Source organism: Actinomadura fibrosa (assembly GCF_900659615.1).
Taxonomy (GTDB): domain Bacteria; phylum Actinomycetota; class Actinomycetes; order Streptosporangiales; family Streptosporangiaceae; genus Spirillospora; species Spirillospora fibrosa.
The window spans coordinates 47,615-66,050 of sequence record NZ_CAACUY010000029.1; the positions used below are offsets into that span (position 1 = coordinate 47,615).

The 18,436-nt window shown below is 72.0% G+C and carries 19 protein-coding genes, 1 tRNA gene and 1 pseudogene; 7 read left to right on the forward strand and 14 right to left on the reverse strand.

All coding sequences use genetic code 11. From position 1 onward, the window contains the following. Positions 1 to 22: 22 nt before the first annotated feature. The 3 genes from E1300_RS13445 to E1300_RS13455 all read right to left on the reverse strand — a co-directional run bounded on the left by E1300_RS13445 (position 23) and on the right by E1300_RS13455 (position 3,103). Positions 23 to 307 (reverse strand): hypothetical protein, encoded by a 285-nt coding sequence (locus E1300_RS13445; RefSeq protein ID WP_131757317.1) that lies wholly within the window; start codon positions 305 to 307, stop codon positions 23 to 25. 300 nt (positions 308 to 607) lie between these two features. Beyond that, a complete protein-coding gene (locus E1300_RS13450) occupies positions 608 to 1,792 on the reverse strand; it encodes an ATP-binding protein (RefSeq protein WP_242619131.1) in 1,185 nt (394 codons plus the stop codon). A gap of 300 nt (positions 1,793 to 2,092) precedes the next feature. After that, positions 2,093 to 3,103 carry a pirin family protein gene (locus E1300_RS13455; RefSeq protein ID WP_131757319.1) on the reverse strand — a complete coding sequence of 337 codons (1,011 nt, stop codon included), beginning with the start codon at positions 3,101 to 3,103 and terminating at the stop codon, positions 2,093 to 2,095. A 196-nt stretch (positions 3,104 to 3,299) separates the two neighbouring features. Here E1300_RS13455 and E1300_RS13460 point away from each other — a divergent pair, with 196 nt between their 5' ends. Then, positions 3,300 to 3,761, forward strand: a complete 462-nt coding sequence (locus tag E1300_RS13460) for a MarR family winged helix-turn-helix transcriptional regulator (RefSeq protein WP_131757320.1) — start codon at positions 3,300 to 3,302, stop codon at positions 3,759 to 3,761. A gap of 78 nt (positions 3,762 to 3,839) precedes the next feature. Here the strand turns inward: E1300_RS13460 and E1300_RS13465 are convergent, their stop codons facing one another. Continuing rightward, positions 3,840 to 4,271: a hypothetical protein gene (locus E1300_RS13465; RefSeq protein ID WP_131757321.1), complete on the reverse strand. Its 432-nt coding sequence runs from the start codon at positions 4,269 to 4,271 to the stop codon at positions 3,840 to 3,842. 162 nt (positions 4,272 to 4,433) lie between these two features. On the opposite strand from E1300_RS13465, the gene E1300_RS13470 reads away from it, so the two are divergent. Next, positions 4,434 to 5,195 (forward strand): M15 family metallopeptidase, encoded by a 762-nt coding sequence (locus E1300_RS13470; protein ID WP_131757322.1) that lies wholly within the window; start codon positions 4,434 to 4,436, stop codon positions 5,193 to 5,195. A gap of 36 nt (positions 5,196 to 5,231) precedes the next feature. Here the strand turns inward: E1300_RS13470 and E1300_RS50035 are convergent, their stop codons facing one another. From E1300_RS50035 to E1300_RS52410, 4 genes are all read right to left on the reverse strand, one after another. Continuing rightward, the gene (locus E1300_RS50035) at positions 5,232 to 5,405 is read right to left on the reverse strand and encodes a hypothetical protein (RefSeq protein WP_165502820.1); all 174 of its coding nucleotides are present in this window, start codon (positions 5,403 to 5,405) and stop codon (positions 5,232 to 5,234) included. Between the two features lie 120 nt (positions 5,406 to 5,525). Next, positions 5,526 to 5,617: transfer RNA gene (locus tag E1300_RS13475), tRNA-Ser, on the reverse strand. Positions 5,618 to 5,736: 119 nt separating this feature from the next. Further along, positions 5,737 to 6,117, reverse strand: a complete 381-nt coding sequence (locus E1300_RS13480) for a cupin domain-containing protein (RefSeq protein ID WP_131757323.1) — start codon at positions 6,115 to 6,117, stop codon at positions 5,737 to 5,739. A 31-nt stretch (positions 6,118 to 6,148) separates the two neighbouring features. Continuing rightward, complete coding sequence (locus E1300_RS52410; protein ID WP_242619132.1) at positions 6,149 to 8,398, reverse strand: MinD/ParA family ATP-binding protein; 2,250 nt, start codon at positions 8,396 to 8,398, stop codon at positions 6,149 to 6,151. 262 nt (positions 8,399 to 8,660) lie between these two features. On the opposite strand from E1300_RS52410, the gene E1300_RS13490 reads away from it, so the two are divergent. Both E1300_RS13490 and E1300_RS13495 read left to right on the forward strand, forming a co-directional pair. Continuing rightward, positions 8,661 to 9,617, forward strand: a complete 957-nt coding sequence (locus E1300_RS13490) for an NAD(P)H-quinone oxidoreductase (protein WP_131757324.1) — start codon at positions 8,661 to 8,663, stop codon at positions 9,615 to 9,617. Positions 9,618 to 9,630: 13 nt separating this feature from the next. Beyond that, positions 9,631 to 10,173: a bacterial proteasome activator family protein gene (locus E1300_RS13495; RefSeq protein WP_131757325.1), complete on the forward strand. Its 543-nt coding sequence runs from the start codon at positions 9,631 to 9,633 to the stop codon at positions 10,171 to 10,173. 79 nt (positions 10,174 to 10,252) lie between these two features. On the opposite strand, the gene E1300_RS13500 is transcribed toward E1300_RS13495, so the two are convergent. The 3 genes from E1300_RS13500 to E1300_RS13510 form a co-directional block, all read right to left on the reverse strand. Beyond that, complete coding sequence (locus tag E1300_RS13500; RefSeq protein ID WP_131757326.1) at positions 10,253 to 11,059, reverse strand: HAD family hydrolase; 807 nt, start codon at positions 11,057 to 11,059, stop codon at positions 10,253 to 10,255. 86 nt (positions 11,060 to 11,145) lie between these two features. Continuing rightward, complete coding sequence (gene serS / locus E1300_RS13505) at positions 11,146 to 12,405, reverse strand: serine--tRNA ligase (protein WP_131757327.1); 1,260 nt, start codon at positions 12,403 to 12,405, stop codon at positions 11,146 to 11,148. 240 nt (positions 12,406 to 12,645) lie between these two features. After that, positions 12,646 to 13,137, reverse strand: coding sequence for a winged helix-turn-helix transcriptional regulator (locus E1300_RS13510; RefSeq protein WP_131757328.1), 492 nt, complete (start codon positions 13,135 to 13,137; stop codon positions 12,646 to 12,648). 96 nt (positions 13,138 to 13,233) lie between these two features. On the opposite strand from E1300_RS13510, the gene E1300_RS13515 reads away from it, so the two are divergent. Next, the gene (locus tag E1300_RS13515) at positions 13,234 to 13,731 is read left to right on the forward strand and encodes a tautomerase family protein (RefSeq protein ID WP_131757329.1); all 498 of its coding nucleotides are present in this window, start codon (positions 13,234 to 13,236) and stop codon (positions 13,729 to 13,731) included. Positions 13,732 to 13,795: 64 nt separating this feature from the next. After that, a complete protein-coding gene (locus E1300_RS13520; protein ID WP_131757330.1) occupies positions 13,796 to 14,602 on the forward strand; it encodes a class I SAM-dependent methyltransferase in 807 nt (268 codons plus the stop codon). A gap of 276 nt (positions 14,603 to 14,878) precedes the next feature. Here E1300_RS13520 and pheA read toward each other — a convergent pair whose 3' ends face one another. From pheA to E1300_RS13540, 3 genes are all read right to left on the reverse strand, one after another. Further along, on the reverse strand, positions 14,879 to 15,859 hold the full coding sequence (gene pheA, locus E1300_RS13530) for a prephenate dehydratase (protein ID WP_131757331.1): 981 nt from the start codon (positions 15,857 to 15,859) through the stop codon (positions 14,879 to 14,881). Positions 15,860 to 15,936: 77 nt separating this feature from the next. Further along, entirely contained in the window at positions 15,937 to 16,392 is a 456-nt protein-coding gene (locus E1300_RS13535; RefSeq protein ID WP_131757337.1) for a DUF4446 family protein, read from the reverse strand. Further along, positions 16,392 to 17,852: a glycosyltransferase 87 family protein gene (locus E1300_RS13540; protein WP_131757332.1), complete on the reverse strand. Its 1,461-nt coding sequence runs from the start codon at positions 17,850 to 17,852 to the stop codon at positions 16,392 to 16,394. Before E1300_RS13540 ends, E1300_RS13535 begins: the two co-directional genes overlap by 1 nt. Positions 17,853 to 18,035: 183 nt before the next feature. Here E1300_RS13540 and E1300_RS51520 point away from each other — a divergent pair. After that, positions 18,036 to 18,436, forward strand: a pseudogene (locus E1300_RS51520) (hypothetical protein); the annotation flags it as partial.

The following is an 18,436-nucleotide window of genomic DNA, read 5'->3' on the forward strand; positions in this document are numbered from 1 at the left end:
TCCCGGCCTCGGCCGGGGATGCTCAGAACTCGTCGTCGATCTGGTCGTCCTCGAAATCGTTCCGGTCGGAGCCGTGCCGTCCGCCCCGCCCGGATCCGCGGCTTCCCATGTCCGACATCGACTCGTCGCCCCGGTCCGGCATGAGGTCGTCGTCGGCCCCGTACCCGCTGTCGGCGTCGGACCGGCCGCGGGCATGGCGCCCCACCGAGCCCTCGTCCTCCAGGGATCCCATGTCGGCCGCCGTCTCCTCGGACGAGTAGGCGTCGTCCGGGTCCTGGCCGCGGAATCGATCCTGCGCGTTGCTCATGTTCCCCCCGACTTGACTCCGCGCCCGCTCTGGGCGCGATGCACCGGGGGTTATACCCATCTCACTCCATGTAACATCCACCGGTTCAGTGCCCTCCTCTGCGACTCTCTAAGGCTTTCTAGCGGGAAACGTAGAAGTGCCTAGAGAAAGGCAGAAAAAAGGCAAGGAGAATCTACGACTCTCTACGGTCAGCGCTAGAGAGCCGGATATTCACCTGAGGAAGGTGTTCGATGCGGCTTCCTACGGCTCTCTAGCGAGGACGCTAGAGGAGCGTAGAGAGATGTAGCGGGTCGTGCGGGGTCAGGTGGGCTGGGAGCGGAGGAACTTGCCGAAGTGCGGGACGGTGAACGCGACCATGCCGCGTTCGGCGCTGTAGATGAGGCCCTTCTTGATGAGGCCGTCGCGGGCGGGCGAGAGGCTGGACGGCTTGCGACCGAGCTGGTCGGCGACCGCGGCGGTGGAGACGGGGTCGTCGCCGAGCCCGGCCATCGCCCGCATGTAGTCGCGCTCGGCGGGGGTCGCGCGCTCGTAGCGGCTGCCGAAGAAGCCGACCGCGAGCTCGCTCTCGGCCTCCGGCGCGGCGACCTTGATGTCGTCGGCGGTGATGGGGGTGTCGGGCGCGACGTCCCAGACGACCTTGGCGTACGCCTGGACGAAGTAGGGGTAGCCGTCGGCGGCCCCGTAGAGCGCGTCGAGGGCGTCCTCGGTGAAGGTGACCTCCTCGCGCTCGGCGGGCGCCAGCAGCGCGACGTCGGCCGACTCGCGGTCGAGCCGGTCGATGCGCGCGTAGCGGAACAGCCGCTCGGAGTAGGACTTGCTGGCCGACAGGACGGCCGGGAGGTGCGGCAGGCCGGCGCCCACGACGATCAGCGGGCCGCCGCTCTGCGACAGCTCGTGGCACGCGGCGCACAGCGCGGACACGTCGTCGGCGGGGATGTCCTGCATCTCGTCGACGAACAGGGCGATGCCGGCGCCGACGTCGGTCGCGACGGACGCGGCGTCGACGAACAGCTCGGTGAGGTCGATCTCCAGGTCGCCGGAGTCGGCGCGGCCGCGCGAGGCGGGCACGTCGATGCCGGGCTGCCAGCGGTGCGCCCGCGCCTTGCCCCGGCCGGACGGCTCCTCGCCGGCCTGGGCGAACGCCTTGAGCACGCCGAGGAACGCCTCGATGCGGTCGGGGGCGCGGTGCCGGGGCGCCAGCTCGCGGACGGCCATGTGCAGGGCCGAGGCAACGGGCCGGCGGATCGACTGCTCCGGACGGGCCTCGATCTTGCCGGTGCCCCACAGCCGCTGGATGGCCATCGAGCGGAACGCGTTGAGCAGGACGGTCTTGCCCACCCCGCGCAGCCCGGTGATGATCATGCTGCGTTCGGGACGGCCGCGGGCCACCCGTTCGAGGACCACCTCGAACTGCTGGAGCTCACGGTCGCGGCCGGCCAGCTCCGGAGGGCGCTGCCCGGCGCCCGGGGCATAGGGATTGCGCACGGGGTCCACAGTCTCGGACTCTATGAGGCGATATAGCTGCGGCCGTAGATTTGGGTAGAAACCGCTGCGGCGTGTCGCGTGCGGCGCACGGCGGCAGGGCGCCGCGGCTTCGAGGCCCCCCGTGGCCATCGTCGCCACCATGTCGCCTCCCCAGGCGAGCGCGTCCGAACAGATAAGTCGAATCTCTGTTCGACTATTCGAACACAGTAGCGCATGCCGTCCCGCCCGTCACCCGAACCCGCCAACCAAAAGGAACCCCGGCCGCGGTCCCCCCACCGCGGCCGGGGAGTCTTCGGAGGGTCAGGCCATGGGCTCGTCGGCGCTGGACAGGTGCGGGACCTTCTCCACCGGGACGGTCCCCATCCGGCCGGCCTGGAAGTCCTCGAACGCCTGGACGATCTCCTCGCGCGTGTTCATCACGAACGGGCCGTACCGGGCGACGGGCTCCCGGATGGGCAGCCCGCCCAGGACGAGGATCTCCCAGCCCTGCGCGCTCGCCTGCGGCTGAGCGTCGGCGGCGCGGACGACGAGGCCGTCACCCGTGCCCTTGTGGTGCGAGCCCGCGAACACCGCGAGCTGCCCCTCGTCCACCGCGACCTCCTCGACGCCGGCGGTGCCGCGTCCGGAGAGGACGTACACCAGGGCGTTGAACTCGCGCGGCCACGGCAGCGTGAGGCGGGCGCCCGGCGCGACGGTCGCGTGCAGGTAGTTGATGGGCGTGTAGGTGACGCCCGGCCCGTCGTACCCGGCGACCGATCCGGCGATGACGCGGACCAGGGACGAGCCGTCGTCGGCGGCCAGCAGCTTCACGTCCCGCGCCTCGATGTCCTGGTAGCGGGGCGCGACCCACTTCTGCGCGCGGGGAAGGTTGACCCAGAGCTGGACGCCGTGGAACAGGCCGCCCTTGGCCACGAGGTCCGGCGGCGGCTGCTCGATGTGCTGGATCCCGGACGCGGCCGTCATCCACTGGGTGGCGCCGTCGGAGATCAGCCCGCCGCCGCCGGTGGTGTCCTGGTGCTGGAACGCGCCGTCGATGATGTAGGTGACGGTCTCGAAGCCGCGGTGCGGATGCCAGGGCGTGCCCTTCGCCTCGCCGGGCGCGTACTCGACGGCGCCCATGTGGTCGAGGAGCAGGAACGGGTCGGCCAGGGACAGGTCGATGCCCGGGAACGGGCGCCGGACCTGGAAGCCCTCGCCCTCCAGGTGGCGCTGGGCGGTCACGACCTTCGCGACGCGGCGCCAGTCGGTGTCCCCCTCCGGCAGCAGCGGGAGGCGGGGCAGGGTCAGCGGGTTGGCCATCACGGCAGGCACGGTCTCTCCCATCTCGCGGCCGTCCCCGACGTCGCCAGGGGCGGTGCACCGGCTCGCACTCCGTGCGGAGGGCGGCTGCCACTTCCAACGTAGTTGATTCTTCAACTATTTCCTCGGGAAGGCGGTGCGGTACCGTCCTCTAGGGAGACGATAGCCTCGATTAGTTGAATCTTCAACCTGTGCCTATACTCGTCCCATGAGCGAACCACGCTGGCTCGATGCCACCCAGCAGCGCGATTGGCGGGCCTACGTCGACGGCAGCGTCCGGCTCACCGAGATCATGGACCGCGACCTCAAGACCAGGCACGGGCTGTCGGTGTCGGAGTACGAGATCCTCGTCCGGCTCTCCGAGGCGCCCGACCGGCGGCTGCGCATGGCCGAGCTGGCGGAGAACGCGAGCCAGTCCCGCAGCCGCCTGTCGCACACGTGCTCGCGCCTGGAGTCCAAGGGCCTGGTCAAGCGGGACAGCTGCCCGAACGACAAGCGCGGCGTCTTCGCCCACCTGACCGACGAGGGCTTCGCCACGCTGGAGCGGGCCGCCCGCGACCACGTCGAGACCGTCCGGACGTTCTTCATCGACGTCATCGAGCCCGAGGACCTGGAGGCCATCGGCCGCGCCTTCAGCGCCGTCATGAAGCGGATCGGCCCCGGCGCCTGAGGCTCCGGCTCCCGGAACGCGGCGGCTGAGGCTCCGGCTGCCGGGACCTGGCGCCTGACGCCGCCGGTCAAGGCGTCCTCAGAGGGTGACGCTCACGCCCGTGAGGAAGCCGACCGAGACGAGCGTCAGGAACACCCAGGCCAGCATCATGCCGATGCCGAACGGCCGCCACCGGCCGCCCACCTTCCAGGTCAGCAGCCCGCCGAGCCCGAACGCGAGGACGAGCAGCGTCACGAACTGGGGCCACAGGCTCGGCCTCCGGCTCATCATCAGCGGCGCCCACATCATCACGACGTCGACGAACACGAAGATGCCGAAGCCCGCCGCGATCGCCCCGATGTCGCGCCGGCCGAGGGCGCGGGCCCGCTCGGCGATCTGCTCGGCGCGGTCCGAGCCCAGCCGCAGCCGCGGGCGCACCTCCGCCCCCGCGGGCTCCACCTCCACGCTGTGCGCCACGGCGAAGATGTCGTCTTCAAGGCTCGGGAGCCTGCTCTCTTGAGGATCCGACATGCCGGCTCCTTGGACCGGGAGAACGCCGGGGATGACATGCCCGGCGGATGGACGAATACTCGGCGCGTCCGTCCCGGTCCCGTCCGACGAGCGCGCCCCTCCCCGCACCGTAGCGAATCCAAGGTCCAACGCGAAGGGCGCCGGACGTGCGATCCTGCAAAGATGCCAGGCAGAGGACCAGTTCGCGCCGCGGTGTCCGCCGCCGCGTTCATCGCCGTGACGTCCGCCGCCACGGGCTGCGGGAACGGATCCGGCGACTCCGGGAAGTCCGGGTCCGCGACCCCGGCCACCCCGCCGACCGCGTCCGGGACGCCCGCGCCGTCACCGGCGTCGCCGACGGCGTCGCCGAGCCCGCAGGGCTTCCGGTCGGAGATCAAGAAGGTGACGGCGGGCGACCTGAGGTACTCGTGGAAGAAGGGCTGCCCCGTCGCGCCGTCCGGGCTGCGGATGATCGAGATGACGTACTGGGGCATGGACCGCAGGCCGCACGCCGGCGGGCGGCTCGTGGTCAACGCCCGGGAGGCCGCCGACCTCGTCAAGGTGTTCCGCAAGCTGTACGACCAGCGGTACCCGATCAGGCGCATGGAACCGGTGGACGCCTACAAGGGCAGCGACTTCCAGTCGATCGAGGCCGACAACACCTCGGCCTTCAACTGCCGCAACGCCACGGGGTCGAGCTCCTGGTCGCAGCACGCCTACGGGCTCGCCGTCGACCTCAACCCCTGCGAGAACCCCTACGTCAGCGCGAGCGGCCGGATCGAGCACCCGGACTGCGTGAAGTACGGCAACCGCAAGAACCGCGATCCGGGCGTGGTCCACGCCGGCGACAAGGTCGTCAAGGCGTTCGCCTCGATCGGCTGGGGCTGGGGCGGTTCCTGGAACGGTACGAAGGACTTCCAGCACTTCTCGGCCAGCGGCCGCTGAGCTCGCCCGGAGCCGGGCCGTCCCGAGCGGTTCCCGTCAGATCATCAGCAGGCCGGCGACGATGACCGCGACGATGGCCACGACGGCGACGATGCCGACGATCAGCCCGATGTTGGGCCCGGACTTCTCGGCGGCCTGGCCCTGCCCCTGGTTGGCGAAGGTCTGGAACTGGTGGGTCGTCCCGGCCGGATCATTCGGTGTCTGCGACATGCCGACGAGGGTAACGGACGTTTCCGGGGCAAATATGGCCATTCGCCCTTCCGGCCGCTCCCGGCCGCGCACGTCACGCACCCGCGACCGCGCGGCACCCCGCGTCCGGGACGCGCACGCTGGCGGAGAGTGTGGGATTCGAACCCACGAGGACTGTCCCCAGCCCTGGGCGCTTTCAAGGCGCCTGCACTAGTCCACTATGCGAACTCTCCAGAAGACCACCGCCAACGATAGCGGTCGCCGGCCGCTGCCATCGACCGCATATCGCAGTTCGGGTAACGGCCTCGGCCCCGCCTGCGAGCGGTCCCGGCACCCGGTTCCGTCGCGCTCGTCAGGGCGTGCCGGACGGGACGGCGTAACCCGGGATGGACGGCCAGCGCACCGTCATGACGACGGACTCCTCCTCCGCCAGCCAGGAGTGGTCGACGCCGCGTCCCCACACCACGTAGTCGCCCTGCTCGGTCAGCAGCACGTCCCGCTCGGGGAACTCCATCCGGAACCGGCCGCTGATCAGGACGAGCAGCGCGGTGCGCTTCTCGCCGCTCGTCCACCGCGCGCGGCGCTCGCCCTTCGGGTGCACGCCCCACTTGATCTCGACCTCGTCGCTGTGCCGCAGGTCGCCGTCCGGCTTGAAGTGCCCGAGCAGCCAGCCCCGGTCGCCCGCGGCGTCCGGAGCCGCCTTCCCCACGTACACGCCCTCGTCGTCCGCCACGGATGGCGACTCTAACGCCCGCGGCTCCCGGTCATGAGGACTGGGGACGCTGGAACGCGAACCCGTCCCCGACCGCGGCGGCCAGGCTGAGGTACGCCTCGCGCGTCGCCGGGGCGAGCTGCTCCAGCTCCACCTCGGCGCCCTCCTCCAGGTGGTCGTCGTAGGGGATCCGGACGACCGCGCGGCAGCGGCTCTCGAAGTGCGCCTGGAGCTTGTCGAGGTCCACCTGGCTGCGGGTGCGGTTGCGGACCATCGACAGCACGACGACGCCGTTGCGGACGAGGTGGCCGTGGTCGTGCGCCTCCAGCCAGTCCAGCGTCGCGCTCGCGGACCGCGCGCCGTCCACCGACGGCGAGCTGACGAGGACGAGCTGGTCGGCCAGCGCCAGCACGCCCGACATCGCCGAGTGCAGCAGGCCCGTGCCGCAGTCGGTGATGCAGATCGAGTAGTACTGCTCCAGGATGACCGCGACGGCGGCGTAGTCCTCGGCGCTGAACGCCTCGCTGACCGCCGGGTCGCGGTCGGACGCGAGGACCTCCAGCCGCGCCGCGTTCTGCGAGGTGAAGGCCCGCACGTCGGCGTACCGGTGGATCGCGTCACGGTTGTTCAGCAGGTCGCGGACCGTCGCGGCCGTCTCCAGCTTGACCTTGTCCGAGAGCGTGCCGCGGTCGGGGTTCGCGTCCACCGCGATGACGCGGTCGCCGCGCAGGGACCCGAGCATGGAGCCGAGGCCGGTCGTGGTGGTGGTCTTGCCGACGCCGCCCTTCAGTGACATGACCGCCACGCGGTGGTGGCCGCCCGCCACGACGGTGCGGGCCCGGGCGACGAGGTCCTTGCGGCGGATCTCCCCCTGCGACTCGCCGGGGTGGATGTTGCCCGCGGTGGCCTTGTAGACGGCGCGCCGCCATCCCGACGAGGGCGCGATGCGGCGCTCGCCCAGCAGGTTCTCGGAGCTGAGGCTCTCCGCGCTCTGCGGATCCTGGGGCGGTTGCTGCGGCTGCTGCGGCTGCGGCTGGTACGGGCCCTGCTGGGGGACGGCGGGCTGCTGGCCGGGAGGCATCTGCTGGTACGGTCCCGGCTGCTGCTGCGGACCGTACGCGTACCCCTGCTGCGGCGCGTAGGGCTGACCAGTACCCGGGTCGTAGCCGTAGGGCTGCGCGGGGGCGTTGGGGTCCTGCGGGTAGGGCTGCCCGGTGCTCGGGTCTACTGGCGGGTAGGGCTGGCCGCCTGCGTTGGGGTCCACGGGGTAGGGCTGGCCCGCGTTCGGGTCAAGCGGCGCATACGGCTGAGCGCCAGCGCTGGGGTCCTGCGGGAAAGGCTGGCTGGTGCCGGGGTCGTAGCCGTAGGGCTGCGCGGGAGCGTTCGGGTTCGGCTGGAAGGGCTGCCCAGTGCTCGGGTCGACCGACGGGTAGGGCTGACCGCCCGCATTGGGGTCCTGCGGATATGGCTGCCCCGTGTTCGGGTCGCTCGCGGGGGCCGGTGCACCGGCTTCCGGGACGACGAACTGGTCGGCGAGGTACGGCGGGAGCTGGTCGAGCGGCGGAGCGGCCTCGCCGTTGGCGCTGGGCTCCGGCGGCTGGGGCGGCTGGGGCGGCTGGGGCGCTATCTCCCACGGCTGCTGCGGGATGTACGGCGACGACTGGGGCTGGTACGGCGGCTGCGGCGGCGCGCCGGAGGCGTCCGGCGAGGACGGCTGGGACGGCTGGGACGGCTGCGCGGGCGGGGCGGGCGGCTGTGCCGGGTCGTAGCCGCCCATGCCCACGTAGGGCGGCGGCAGCATGCCCCCGTCGAACGGCTGCGGCATGGGACCGCCGTCGTAGGGCGGGACGGGCTGGCCGCCCTCGAACGGCGGCGGCGCCGGCGGTTCGCCGTAGGGCGCGAACGACGGCGGCGGAGGCACGGGGCTCTGCTCAGGGGTCTCGCCCTGGGACGGCCCGCCCTGCTCCTGCGGTACGGGCGGCGGCGGGCCGAAGCCCTCCGGGCCGAACCCGCCGGGGCCGAAGCTCTCGGGCGGCGGCCCCTGGAACGGAGGCGGCGCGGCCAGCCACGGGTTGGCGTTCGGGTCGGGCTCCTGCGCGGCGCCCTGGCCGGGCTGAACGGGCTGGTCGGCGGGCTGGTCGGCGGACGCGCCGCCGGGCTGGTCGGGGGCCTGCTCGGTGGACGGCGCCGGCTCGGACGCGGCGGGCGGGACGGTGGACGGCCCCGTCGCCTCGCCGCTCATCGCGTCCAGAGAGGCCAGCCGCTCCTCCAGGGAACGCCCGTCGTGCTCGTTCCTCGCCACCGTTTCTCCCCTCGGGACCTCAAGCGATCATTTGCGGAGCAGATAGGCAATGGCCCCACGGCAGGATACCCGTGCCCTAATACCACGCATCTCCAGCGTAGATGGACCTCGGGCACCATTGCGCGGCCCGGCGTCCCCCAGGAACCGCGCGCTTCCCTCGTGTCACCCGGAGGTCGTCCGGGCGTCGCCCGCCCGACGCGTCCGTGGCCGTTCACGGGCGCCCTTCGGGGACCTCGCCGTCCGAGCCGATAGCGTGATCGGCATGCATGCGATTGTGATTCGCGAGCCGGGCGGTCCCGAGAATCTGGAGTGGACGGAGGTCCCCGATCCGGAGGCCGGGCCGGGCGAGGTGCTGATCGAGGTCGCGGCGAGCGCCGTCAACCGCGCGGACGTCATGCAGCGCATGGGCTTCTATCCGCCGCCGGAGGGCGCTCCCCCGTACCCCGGCCTGGAGGTCTCCGGGCGCATCGCCGGTCTCGGCGAGGGCGTGACGGGCTGGAGCGTCGGTGACGAGGTGTGCGCGCTGCTCGCGGGGGGAGGCTACGCCGAACGGGTGACCGTGCCCGCCGGACAGGTGCTTCCCGTGCCGCGCGGCGTGGACGCGGTCGACGCCGCCGGACTCCCGGAGGTCGCGTGCACGGTCTGGTCGAACGTCTTCATGCTCGGGGGCCTGCGGGCCGGGGAGACCCTGCTGGCGCACGGCGGCGGCAGCGGCATCGGCACGATGGCGATCCAGCTCGCGCGGGCGCGCGGCGCGCGCGTGGTCTGCACGGTGGGCGGCCCGGAGAAGGCGGCCCGCTGCCGGGAGCTGGGCGCGGACCTCGCGCTGAACTACCGCGAGGAGGACTTCGTCGAGCACGGCCCGTACGACGTGATCCTGGACGTGATCGGCGCGAAGTACCTGGCCCGGAACGTGGACGCCCTCGCCACCGGCGGCCGGCTCATGGTGATCGGCCTCCAGGGCGGCGCCAAGGCGGAGCTGGACCTGGGCAAAATGCTGACGAAGCGGGCGCTGGTGCACTGCACCGGACTGCGCGCCCGTCCGTTGAACGAGAAGGCGGAGATCGTGGCCGCGGTTCGCGAGCACGTCTGGCCGCTGCTGGAGTCGGGGGAGGTCGCGCCGGTCGTCGACCGGAGGATCCCCATGGCCGAGGCGGCGCGGGCGCACGAGTTGCTGGAGAACAGCGGTCATGTCGGCAAGATCCTGCTGACCGTGTGAGGATGAGAGGACTATGAACGAGCCTTCGAGGAACCAGTCCGACCAGGAACCGCAGGTTCTCGTGGTCGGCCCCAACGGCATAGCGATCGAGGGCGGCGGGGACACCGACAAGGACGAGAAGTCGGTGACCGAGATGGTCGAGCAGCCCGCGAAGGTGATGCGGATCGGCGGGATGATCCGGCAGCTCCTCGAAGAGGTGAAGTCGGCCCCGCTGGACGAGGCCAGCCGCGCGCGGCTGCGCGAGATCCACAAGTCGTCCATCAAGGAGCTGGAGGACGGCCTCGCCCCCGAGCTGGTCGAGGAGCTGGAGCGGCTGTCGCTGCCCTTCACCGACGAGCACATCCCGAGCGAGTCGGAGCTACGGATCGCCCAGGCCCAGCTGGTCGGCTGGCTGGAGGGCCTCTTCCACGGCATCCAGACCACCCTGTTCGCCCAGCAGATGGCGGCGCGCGCGCAGCTGGAGCAGATGCGCCGGGCCCTGCCCGCGGGGATGGTCCCGCCGGGCATGGAGGAGGACAAGCCCGGACCGCGCCAGTCGTCCGGCCCCTACCTGTGACCGAAGGCCCGCGACGGCGGGCCTGTGACGGCGGCGGCCGCGTCCCCGGGCGACCGGGGCGCGGCCGTTCCCGTAGCGCCTACGGATAAAGGCGTTCGAGGACCTCGGCCACACCGTCGTCGTCATTGCGGGACGTCGTGTGCGTGACCGCGGCCAGGACCAGCGGATGCGCGTTCGCGACACCGTACGACGTGCCGGCCCAGGTGAGCATCGGCAGGTCGTTGGGCATGTCGCCGAACGCGGTCACGTCGGCCGCGGCGATGCCGTGCTCGGCGCACAGCGCGGCCAGCGCGGACGCCTTCGTGACGCCCTGCGCGCTCATCTCCAGGAGCCCCCGCCCGGACGAGTGGGTCACGGTGACGAGGTCGCCGACGGCCTCCATCGCCTTCTCCGACAGCGGATCGGGATCGGCGCTCGGATGGAAGGCGAGCAGCTTGGTGCCGCCCCGGCTGACGAGCTCCTCACCGTCCACGGGACGGCCGCCGAGCGCCTCGGCGTCCCAGCGCCCGAGGTCGTAGCGGGCCTCGAAGACGAAGCCGTGCGGGTACTCGACGGCGAAGCGCAGCTCCGGCGAGACGGCGCGGAGCCGCCGCACCGCCTCCGCGATCACGTCGGGCGGGATCTCGTGCGTCCGCACGACCGTCTCGGTGTGCAGGTCGTACACCACGGCGCCGTTCGCGCAGATGGCGACGCCGCGGTGGTCGACGGCGGCGGCGATGTCGGTCATCCAGCGCGGCGGCCGCCCGGTGACCATGACGAGCATCGCGCCCGCGCGCTCGACGCGCGCCAGGGCCCCGACGGTCCGGGCGGAGACCGTCCCGTCCGAGCGGACGATCGTGCCGTCGAGATCGGTCGCGATCAGGCGCGGTGGCGTTTCGTCGGTCATGTCACCTTCCAGGGGCAGCTGGCACACACCCTAGGCGACGTCTCACCACGCGCAGGGCCCGCCCTACCGGACGGGCCCCCGGCAGGTCAGCGCTTCACCGGCTCCAGGACCTCCAGGCCAAGGAACTTCTGCAACGCCTCCGGAACCCGGACCGAACCGTTCTCCTGCTGGTGGTTCTCCAGGATCGCGACCATCCAGCGCGTGGTGGCAAGCGTCCCATTCAAAGTCGCGACCGGCTGGTTCTTGCCGTCGGCGTCCCGATGCCGGACGGCCAGCCGCCGCGCCTGGAAGTCACCGCAGTTCGAGGTCGACGTGACCTCGCGATAGGTGTTCTGCGTCGGCACCCACGCCTCGCAGTCGTACTTGCGCGCCGCGCTCGCGCCGAGATCGCCCGCCGCCACGTCGATCACCCGGTACGGGATCTCGACCTTCGCGAGCATCTCCTTCTCCCACTCCAGCAGCCGCAGATGCTCGGCGTGCGCGTCCGCCGGGTCGCAGTAGGAGAACATCTCCACCTTGTCGAACTGGTGCACCCGGATGATGCCGCGGGTGTCCTTGCCGTAGGACCCGGCCTCGCGGCGGAAGCACGACGACCAGGCCGCGTACCGCCGCGGCAGCTCGTCGATGATCTCGTTCATGTGGTACGCGGCGAGCGGCACCTCCGAGGTGCCCACGAGGTACAGGTCCTCCTGCCGGAGCTGGTACACCTCCGCCGCGTGCGCGCCGAGGAACCCCGTCCCCTCCATCGCCTCCGGCTTGACCAGCACCGGCGGGTACATCGGCACGAACCCCGCCGCGACGGCCTGCTCCATGGCGAGGTTCAGCAGCGCGTACTGGAGCCGCGCGCCCACCCCCGTCAGGTAGTAGAACCGCGCGCCCGACACCTTCGCGCCCCGCTCCATGTCGATGGCGCCGAGGCTCTCGCCGAGCTCCAGGTGGTCCTTCGGCTCGAAACCGAACACCGTGGGCTCGCCGACGTGCTCCAGGACGACGAAGTCCTCCTCGCCGCCGGGCGGCGCCCCCTCCTCGATCACGTTCGGGACGCTCCGCAGCAGCGCGTCCAGCTCCTCACCGAGCCGGTCCGCCCCGGCCTCGGCCTCCTTGACCTGCTGCGCCAGCTCCTTCGCGCGGGCCAGCAACGCCTGCCGCTCGTCCCCCTGCGCCCGCGACACCGACTTGCCGAAACTCTTCTGCTCGGAACGCAGCCGCTCGAACGAGCTCAGCGCCGACCGGCGCCTCCCGTCCAGGTCCAGCAGCCGGTCGACGACGCCGTCATCCTCACCACGGGCGCGCTGCGAGGCGCGCAGCCGCTCGGGATCCTCTCGAAGAGCTCGCAGGTCAATCACAGCAAAAGCCTACCGACCCAGACCCCCCGAGCGCGCAGTACTTATTGCAGTGCCCTCGGCGTCGGCCCTGGCGGGCCTTCCTTCAACGGGCACTGCGGCGATCGCTGGCATCGCTCCGGCTCGCCTGGCGGCTCACTGCGCGATCAAGTTCTCGCAAGCTCGAACTTGGCTTCGCACGCGATCGCAACGCTTGGGTCGGCGACAGCTTGGCTTAAGACAGGCGCTCATCGCCCTCGGGCCTCAGGAGCTCTCCACGAAGCGGGCGCCTGGGCCGGGCGTGCGGCAGACGTCTTCCGGGGCGAGGTGGCTGTGCCCCGCAGCGCACTCGAAGACGAGCTTGACCGGCTCGTCGCAGGCGCTCGCGTCGTCGGTGGGCCGGTGCCGGACGATGACCGACGGCCCCTGCGCATCGGCGAGGTAGGTGTCGCCCCATTCCAGGAGCGCCACGAGCGTGGGCCGCAAGGCCCGGCCCTGCTCGGTGAGCTCGTAGGCGAAGCGCTGCCGATCCCCGGGCTCTTGATAGGGCACGCGGCGCATCACTCCCGCGGCCACCAAGGTGTCGAGCCGGGTCGCCAGGAGATTCTTGGCGATCCCGAGGCGTGAGTGGAACTCTCCGAACCGGCGCGCGCCGTCCAGCGCTTCACGAACGATCAGCAGCGACCAGCGCTCGCCCACCACGGAGAGGGCGCGTGCCACCGAGCAGTTCACCGGATCGATCCGCCGCGTCTCCATGGGACGAGTGTACCCACCTGGGTTTACAAGTTGGACTTAGCTCCCGTAGGCTCCCCGCCTGAGTTGAAAAATTAAACTCAACAAGGGAGATCGACCATGCCCATGCTCGACGTCTACATCCCCGACGGCGCGCTCCAGCCGGACGCCGAGGCGGCGCTGCTGAACCGCATCACCGAGATCCTCATCCGCAACGAGGGATTCGACCCCGCCGACCCGGTGACCCGTTCCGTCTCCTGGCTCTGGCTGCACCGGCCGGCCGGCGTCTACGTCGGCGGAGAACCCGCGGACGCACCCCGCTACAAGGTCGTCCCGTCCGTCCCGGAGGGCCAGCTCGACGAGCAGAAGCGCGCGAGCGTCATCGCCGAGGTCACCGAGGCGATCCTCGACGCGGAGAACGGCGCCTGGCCGCGTGACGCCGGACGGATCTGGGTGTTCCCCACCGAGATCCCCGAGGGTCACTGGGGCGGCCGGGGCCGGATCACGCCGCTCGCAACGATCCTCGCCCGCCTCACCGGCGACGACACCGAGCGGGCCCGCACCCTCGCGCGCGAGCGGATCGCCGCCACCCGAGCCGAACACGCCCGCCTGCCCTGATAAGCACTTACCGGCTCCCGCGGGCTAGGTGGAGGGCGGGTCGCGCCTGGGTACGCTGCCCAGAGTGGCCAAGGACTTCGATCTCTTCGAGCGGGAACTGTGGGCCGGGCGCGCGGCCGCGTACGAGCGCGGGTTCGCCCAGCTGACCCGGTACATGGTCGATCCGCTGCTGGACGCCGCGGGCGTCGGCACCGGGACACGGCTCCTGGACGTCGGCACCGGCCCCGGCTTCGTGTCCGCCGAAGCGGTCCGGCGGGGCGCCGACGTCTCGGCGATGGACGCCGACCCGGACATGGCCGCGACGGCGCTGAGGAACGTCCCGGGGCTGGATGTGCACGTCGCCGTGCTCCCTGAGATTCCCTTCCCGGACGGGTCGTTCGACGCCGTCGTGGGCAACTTCGTCATCAACCACGTCGGTGCCCCGCAGGTGGCCCTGGACGAGCTGCGGCGGATCCTCGCGCCCGGCGGTCGGCTCGCGCTCAGTGCCTGGGTCATGCCCGGCACGGGCGCCCTCGGGGTCGTCCGAGAGGCGATCGACAGCGTCGGCGTGCCCTGGCCGGACGACGTTCCGGTGCCACCGTTCATGGAGTACGGCGAGCCCGTAGCGTTCCGCCGCCTGGTCGTCGAGGCCGGTTACGCGGACGTGGCCGTCGAGGAGATCACCTGGGAGCACCTCACCGACCCCGAGGAGTGGTGGGAGACCGGCGCCCTCGCCGGGGTCGGCACGAACGGCGCCATCGTCGCCCGCCAGGACGCCGCGACCGTCGCCCGCGTCAAGGCGGAGTACGACCAGATCGTCACCAAGTACGCCACCCCGGACGGCAAGATCGCCCTCCCCGCCCACGCCCTACTGGTAAGCGGCCTGTCTTAAGCCAAGCCGTCGCCGACCGAAACGTTGCGATCGCGTGCGAAGCCAGGTTCGAGCGTGCGAGAACTTGATCGCGAAGTGAGCCGCCAGGCGAGCCGGAGCGATGCAGCGATCGCCGCAGCGCCCGTTGAAGGAGGCCCGCCAGGGCCGACGCCAAGGGCACTGCAATAAACACAGTGAGCCGCCAGGCGAGCCGGAGCGATGCTAGCGATCGCCGCAGCGCCCGTTGAAGGAGGCCCGCCAGGGCCGACGCCAAGGGCACTGCAATAGATACTGCCGCTAGCGCCTGACGCCGAGGGTCTTGCCAGTACGCACAGCTTCTATCCAGGCGGCGGCTTCGGTGAAGTCTTCGTCGTGGGTGCCGCGGCGGATCTCGGGGCGGACGCGGTCGGCGCGGGCGTAGGAGCCGACGAAGCGGACGTCGGCGCAGACGCGGCGGAGGCCCATCAGGGCTTCGGCGACGCGGGCGTCGGCGACGTGGCCTTCGAAGTCCATCCAGAAGAGGTAGGAGCCGAGGCCGGCGCCGGTGGGGCGGGACTGGATCAGCGTCAGGTTGATGCCGCGGACGGAGAACTCGGTGAGGATCTCCAACAGGGCGCCGACGTGGTCCTCGCCGAGGAAGGCGACGACGGTGGTGCGGTCGGTGCCGGTCGCCGGGGGCGGCGGGCAGGGGCGGCGGAGGATGACGAAGCGGGTGACGGCGTCGGCGACGTCGTGGATGTCCTCGGCGAGGACGGAGAGGCCGTAGCGGGCGGCGGCGAACGAGCCGGCGAGGGCGGCGTCGTAGTGGCCGTCGGCGACGTGCTGGGCGGCCTCGGCGTTGGACGTGGCGGCGCGCCATTCGGCATCGGGGACGTTGTCGGCCAGCCAGCGGCGGCACTGCGGCTGCGCGATCGGGTGCGAGGCCACGGTCTTGACGTCGGACATCGCGGTGCCGGGCCGGACGAGCAGCGCGAACGACACCGGCAGGTGCACCTCGCCGACGATCTGGAGGGGCTCGCCCGTGGCCAGCTCGTCCAGCGTGGTCGGGACGGAGCCCTCGACGGAGTTCTCCAGCGCGACGACGGCGGAGTCGACCTCTTCGCGGCGCAGGGCGTCGAGGACGGCGGGGACGGTCGCGTACGGGACGTGCTCGGCTCCGGCGGCGTCCGGGACGGACAGGAGCGCCGCCTCGGTGAAGGTGCCCCGCGGGCCCAGGTAGGCGAAGCGTCTCGGCCTGTCGTCTGCGGTCACGAGGTCCCCCGAGGCTCGTCCGGCCATGGCGTATGCGATGGAAGTGGTGAGACGCACGAGTTTACTGCCCCTTGCGGGACCGGCGGCGCGGGGGCGGTGCCGGGTCAGGCGCGGGCGGAGGTGCGGTCGCCGTTGCCGAAGTCGGGCAGCGGGTCGTCCATCGACACGACGGGGCCCTTGCCGAGCCGGGCCGCGCGGAGCGCCTGGTTCTCTTCGGGGGAGAGCATCTCGACGGGGTGGCCGCTCTGGACGACCTTGGAGTAGGTGCGGGTCTCGGTGCGGCCGTTGATCGAGCTGAGGACCACGCCGTCGCCGACGGCGTTCAGCAGCGCCAGCGAGAAGGACCGGTGCCCCGACATCTCCTTGAGGGCGTCGTAGTGGACGATCGCGAGGTCGCGCAGGGCGCGTTCGTCGACCGTGCCGCTCGCCACCTGGAGCTGGCGCCTGAGCATCTCCGCACACTCGTCGACGACCTGGTTCACCCGGTTGTGGGCCACCACCGCGATGGACAGTCCGGCCACCCCGGCGACCAGGCCTGCGACGGCCACCGCGACAAGCATCACGGGGCGAGCGTACCGATCCCGGCCTCCGGTTGCGATGATTTGCCGGTACGGGAGTCGAGAAAAAGCCGGTTCACCAGCCAGATCCCCAGTGTGAACACCATCACGACGGCCGCCGCACCGAAGAGGTCCTGGATGACGCGGCCGAGGAAAACCGCTATCAGCGGGTGTTCCGGGCCGATCAGCTTCGTTCCCCACCAGGGCAGTGGGAAAAGGAAGTAGACCCAGACCCCGGCGGCCAGCAGACATCTTCGCGTGTCCCGGCCGTCTCCCACCAAGGCGCCGATCACGGCGATCATCCACACAAGGTGGTGGATCCACCCCACCGGGGACAGCAGGACCGACAGCAGACCGGTGATCGCGACTCCGGCCAGCAGGAGGCTGTAGGCGGCGGGGCCGGACAGCGGGTCCGCGGCCGCGTAGTGGTCGGTGCCGCCGACGGGGCCGGTCGCGGGGAGCCCGTTCCGGTCCGCGAGCCGATCGGCCGCGAGGGTGGCCCGGCGGGCGAGCCTGAAGCCGTAGTAGGCCATGGCGAGGACGAGGAGGAGCCACACGAGGGACCGGGCCGGCCCCTCGGGGAGGATCCGCGCCACGACCCCGTTGATCGCCTGGTTGGTGGTGCCGTTCACCGCGCCGGTCCGGTCGCCGCCCTGGAGCAGCGCGCCGAACCAGTAGTCGACCGAGTCGGACGGCAGCAGCGCGAACGCGCCGAGCGTGGCGGCGGCGGCGGTGAGCAGGGCGTTGGCGGCGGCGTCCCGGCGTCCGGTGATCAGGAAGTAGACGAGGAAGACGCCCGGCACCAGCTTGATCGCCATCGCCAGGCCGACGAGCATCCCGCGCGGCCAGCGGGCCGTGCGGGTGCAGCAGTCGGCGAGGCACAGCGCGAGCAGGAACAGGCCGACCTGCCCGAACCGAACCTGGTCGCGGACGGGGACGAGCCAGGCGGCTCCCGCGACGAGGATCCCGGCGGCGAGCGGCGCCCAGCGGCCGGTGCGCCGGATCAGGTCGCGGAACGCGTAGCAGACGGAGATCACCAGCGCGCCGTACAGGAGCACCGTCCACGTCCACTGGGCGGTGCGCCACGGGATCAGGGTGAACGGGACGGCGAGCACGGCGGCGAACGGCGGGTAGGTGAACGGCAAGAACTGGGGCGGCTGGGTGAGGACGTCGTAGAGGGGGGCGCCGCGGAGCACCGCGCGCCCGCCGTCCCGGTAGACCTCCAGGTCGACCAGCCGCTGGTCGGGCGGGTTGCCGAGCCAGCGGGTCACGATCGGCGTCACGGCCGCCACGGCGACGGCGATCCCGGCGAGCAGGATCAGCAGGTCCGCGGGGGAGCGCCGGCGCCGCGCGGGGCGCCGGGGTTCCGGTCCGTTCGCGTCGCGTGCCTCGCCGCCTCCGACGGGGTCGGATCCGGGAGGTGCGGCGGGAGTCCCCCCGCGGACAATCCTGGCTGCGCGCATGCCCTCATCCTGGCGTAAGCGGGACTTCAGGACCGTCCCGAGGCAGCAGGATACGCATCCGCCGGGCGGCTCCACGCCTCCCGGGGACGGGTCCTCGCGTCCGCGCCGGTCCGTCCGGAAGGGGGCCCGGGGCCGCTCGGGACGCTCCGCGCGGGGTGGTGAGGCTCTTGTAACCTGAGCGGCATGACGCAGCGGGGGACGGTGATCGCCATGTCCCTGGCCGCCGTCGCCGCGCTCCTGGGCGGCCTGGTCGTCCTCGCGCCCGCCGCGTCCGCCGGGGGAAGGGGCCCGCAGGCCGCGGCCACACGGACGATCAGCGGCCGGGCCGTGGTCATCGGGATTCCCGGGCTCCTGTGGAAGGACGTCGACGAGAAGCGGACGCCCGCGCTGTGGCGGCTCGTGGGGCAGGGCTCGGGCGCCGGCCTCAGCGTCCGCACCACGCGGGTCAACACGTGCCCGACGGACGGCTGGCTGACGCTGTCCGCGGGGCAGCGCTCCCGGCTGGCGCACGGCGACTGCGCGCTCCCCTCCTCGCCCCTGCTCCCGGGCCAGTCCGCCGCGGGCCCGGCCCCGGCGGCGCAGGC

What these genes read in the sequence shown, in the direction of transcription:
- E1300_RS13445 (WP_131757317.1), bottom strand. Translation starts at nt 307, where the DNA reads ATGAGCAACGCGCAGGATCGATTCCGCGGCCAGGACCCGGACGACGCC.
- E1300_RS13460 (WP_131757320.1), top strand. Translation starts at nt 3,300, where the DNA reads ATGAGCGAACCACGCTGGCTCGATGCCACCCAGCAGCGCGATTGGCGG.
- E1300_RS13465 (WP_131757321.1), bottom strand. Translation starts at nt 4,271, where the DNA reads ATGTCGGATCCTCAAGAGAGCAGGCTCCCGAGCCTTGAAGACGACATC.
- E1300_RS13470 (WP_131757322.1), top strand. Translation starts at nt 4,434, where the DNA reads ATGCCAGGCAGAGGACCAGTTCGCGCCGCGGTGTCCGCCGCCGCGTTC.
- E1300_RS50035 (WP_165502820.1), bottom strand. Translation starts at nt 5,405, where the DNA reads ATGTCGCAGACACCGAATGATCCGGCCGGGACGACCCACCAGTTCCAG.
- E1300_RS13490 (WP_131757324.1), top strand. Translation starts at nt 8,661, where the DNA reads ATGCATGCGATTGTGATTCGCGAGCCGGGCGGTCCCGAGAATCTGGAG.
- E1300_RS13495 (WP_131757325.1), top strand. Translation starts at nt 9,631, where the DNA reads ATGAACGAGCCTTCGAGGAACCAGTCCGACCAGGAACCGCAGGTTCTC.
- E1300_RS13500 (WP_131757326.1), bottom strand. Translation starts at nt 11,059, where the DNA reads ATGACCGACGAAACGCCACCGCGCCTGATCGCGACCGATCTCGACGGC.
- E1300_RS13510 (WP_131757328.1), bottom strand. Translation starts at nt 13,137, where the DNA reads ATGGAGACGCGGCGGATCGATCCGGTGAACTGCTCGGTGGCACGCGCC.
- E1300_RS13515 (WP_131757329.1), top strand. Translation starts at nt 13,234, where the DNA reads ATGCCCATGCTCGACGTCTACATCCCCGACGGCGCGCTCCAGCCGGAC.
- pheA (WP_131757331.1), bottom strand. Translation starts at nt 15,859, where the DNA reads ATGGCCGGACGAGCCTCGGGGGACCTCGTGACCGCAGACGACAGGCCG.
- E1300_RS13535 (WP_131757337.1), bottom strand. Translation starts at nt 16,392, where the DNA reads ATGCTTGTCGCGGTGGCCGTCGCAGGCCTGGTCGCCGGGGTGGCCGGA.
- E1300_RS13540 (WP_131757332.1), bottom strand. Translation starts at nt 17,852, where the DNA reads ATGCGCGCAGCCAGGATTGTCCGCGGGGGGACTCCCGCCGCACCTCCC.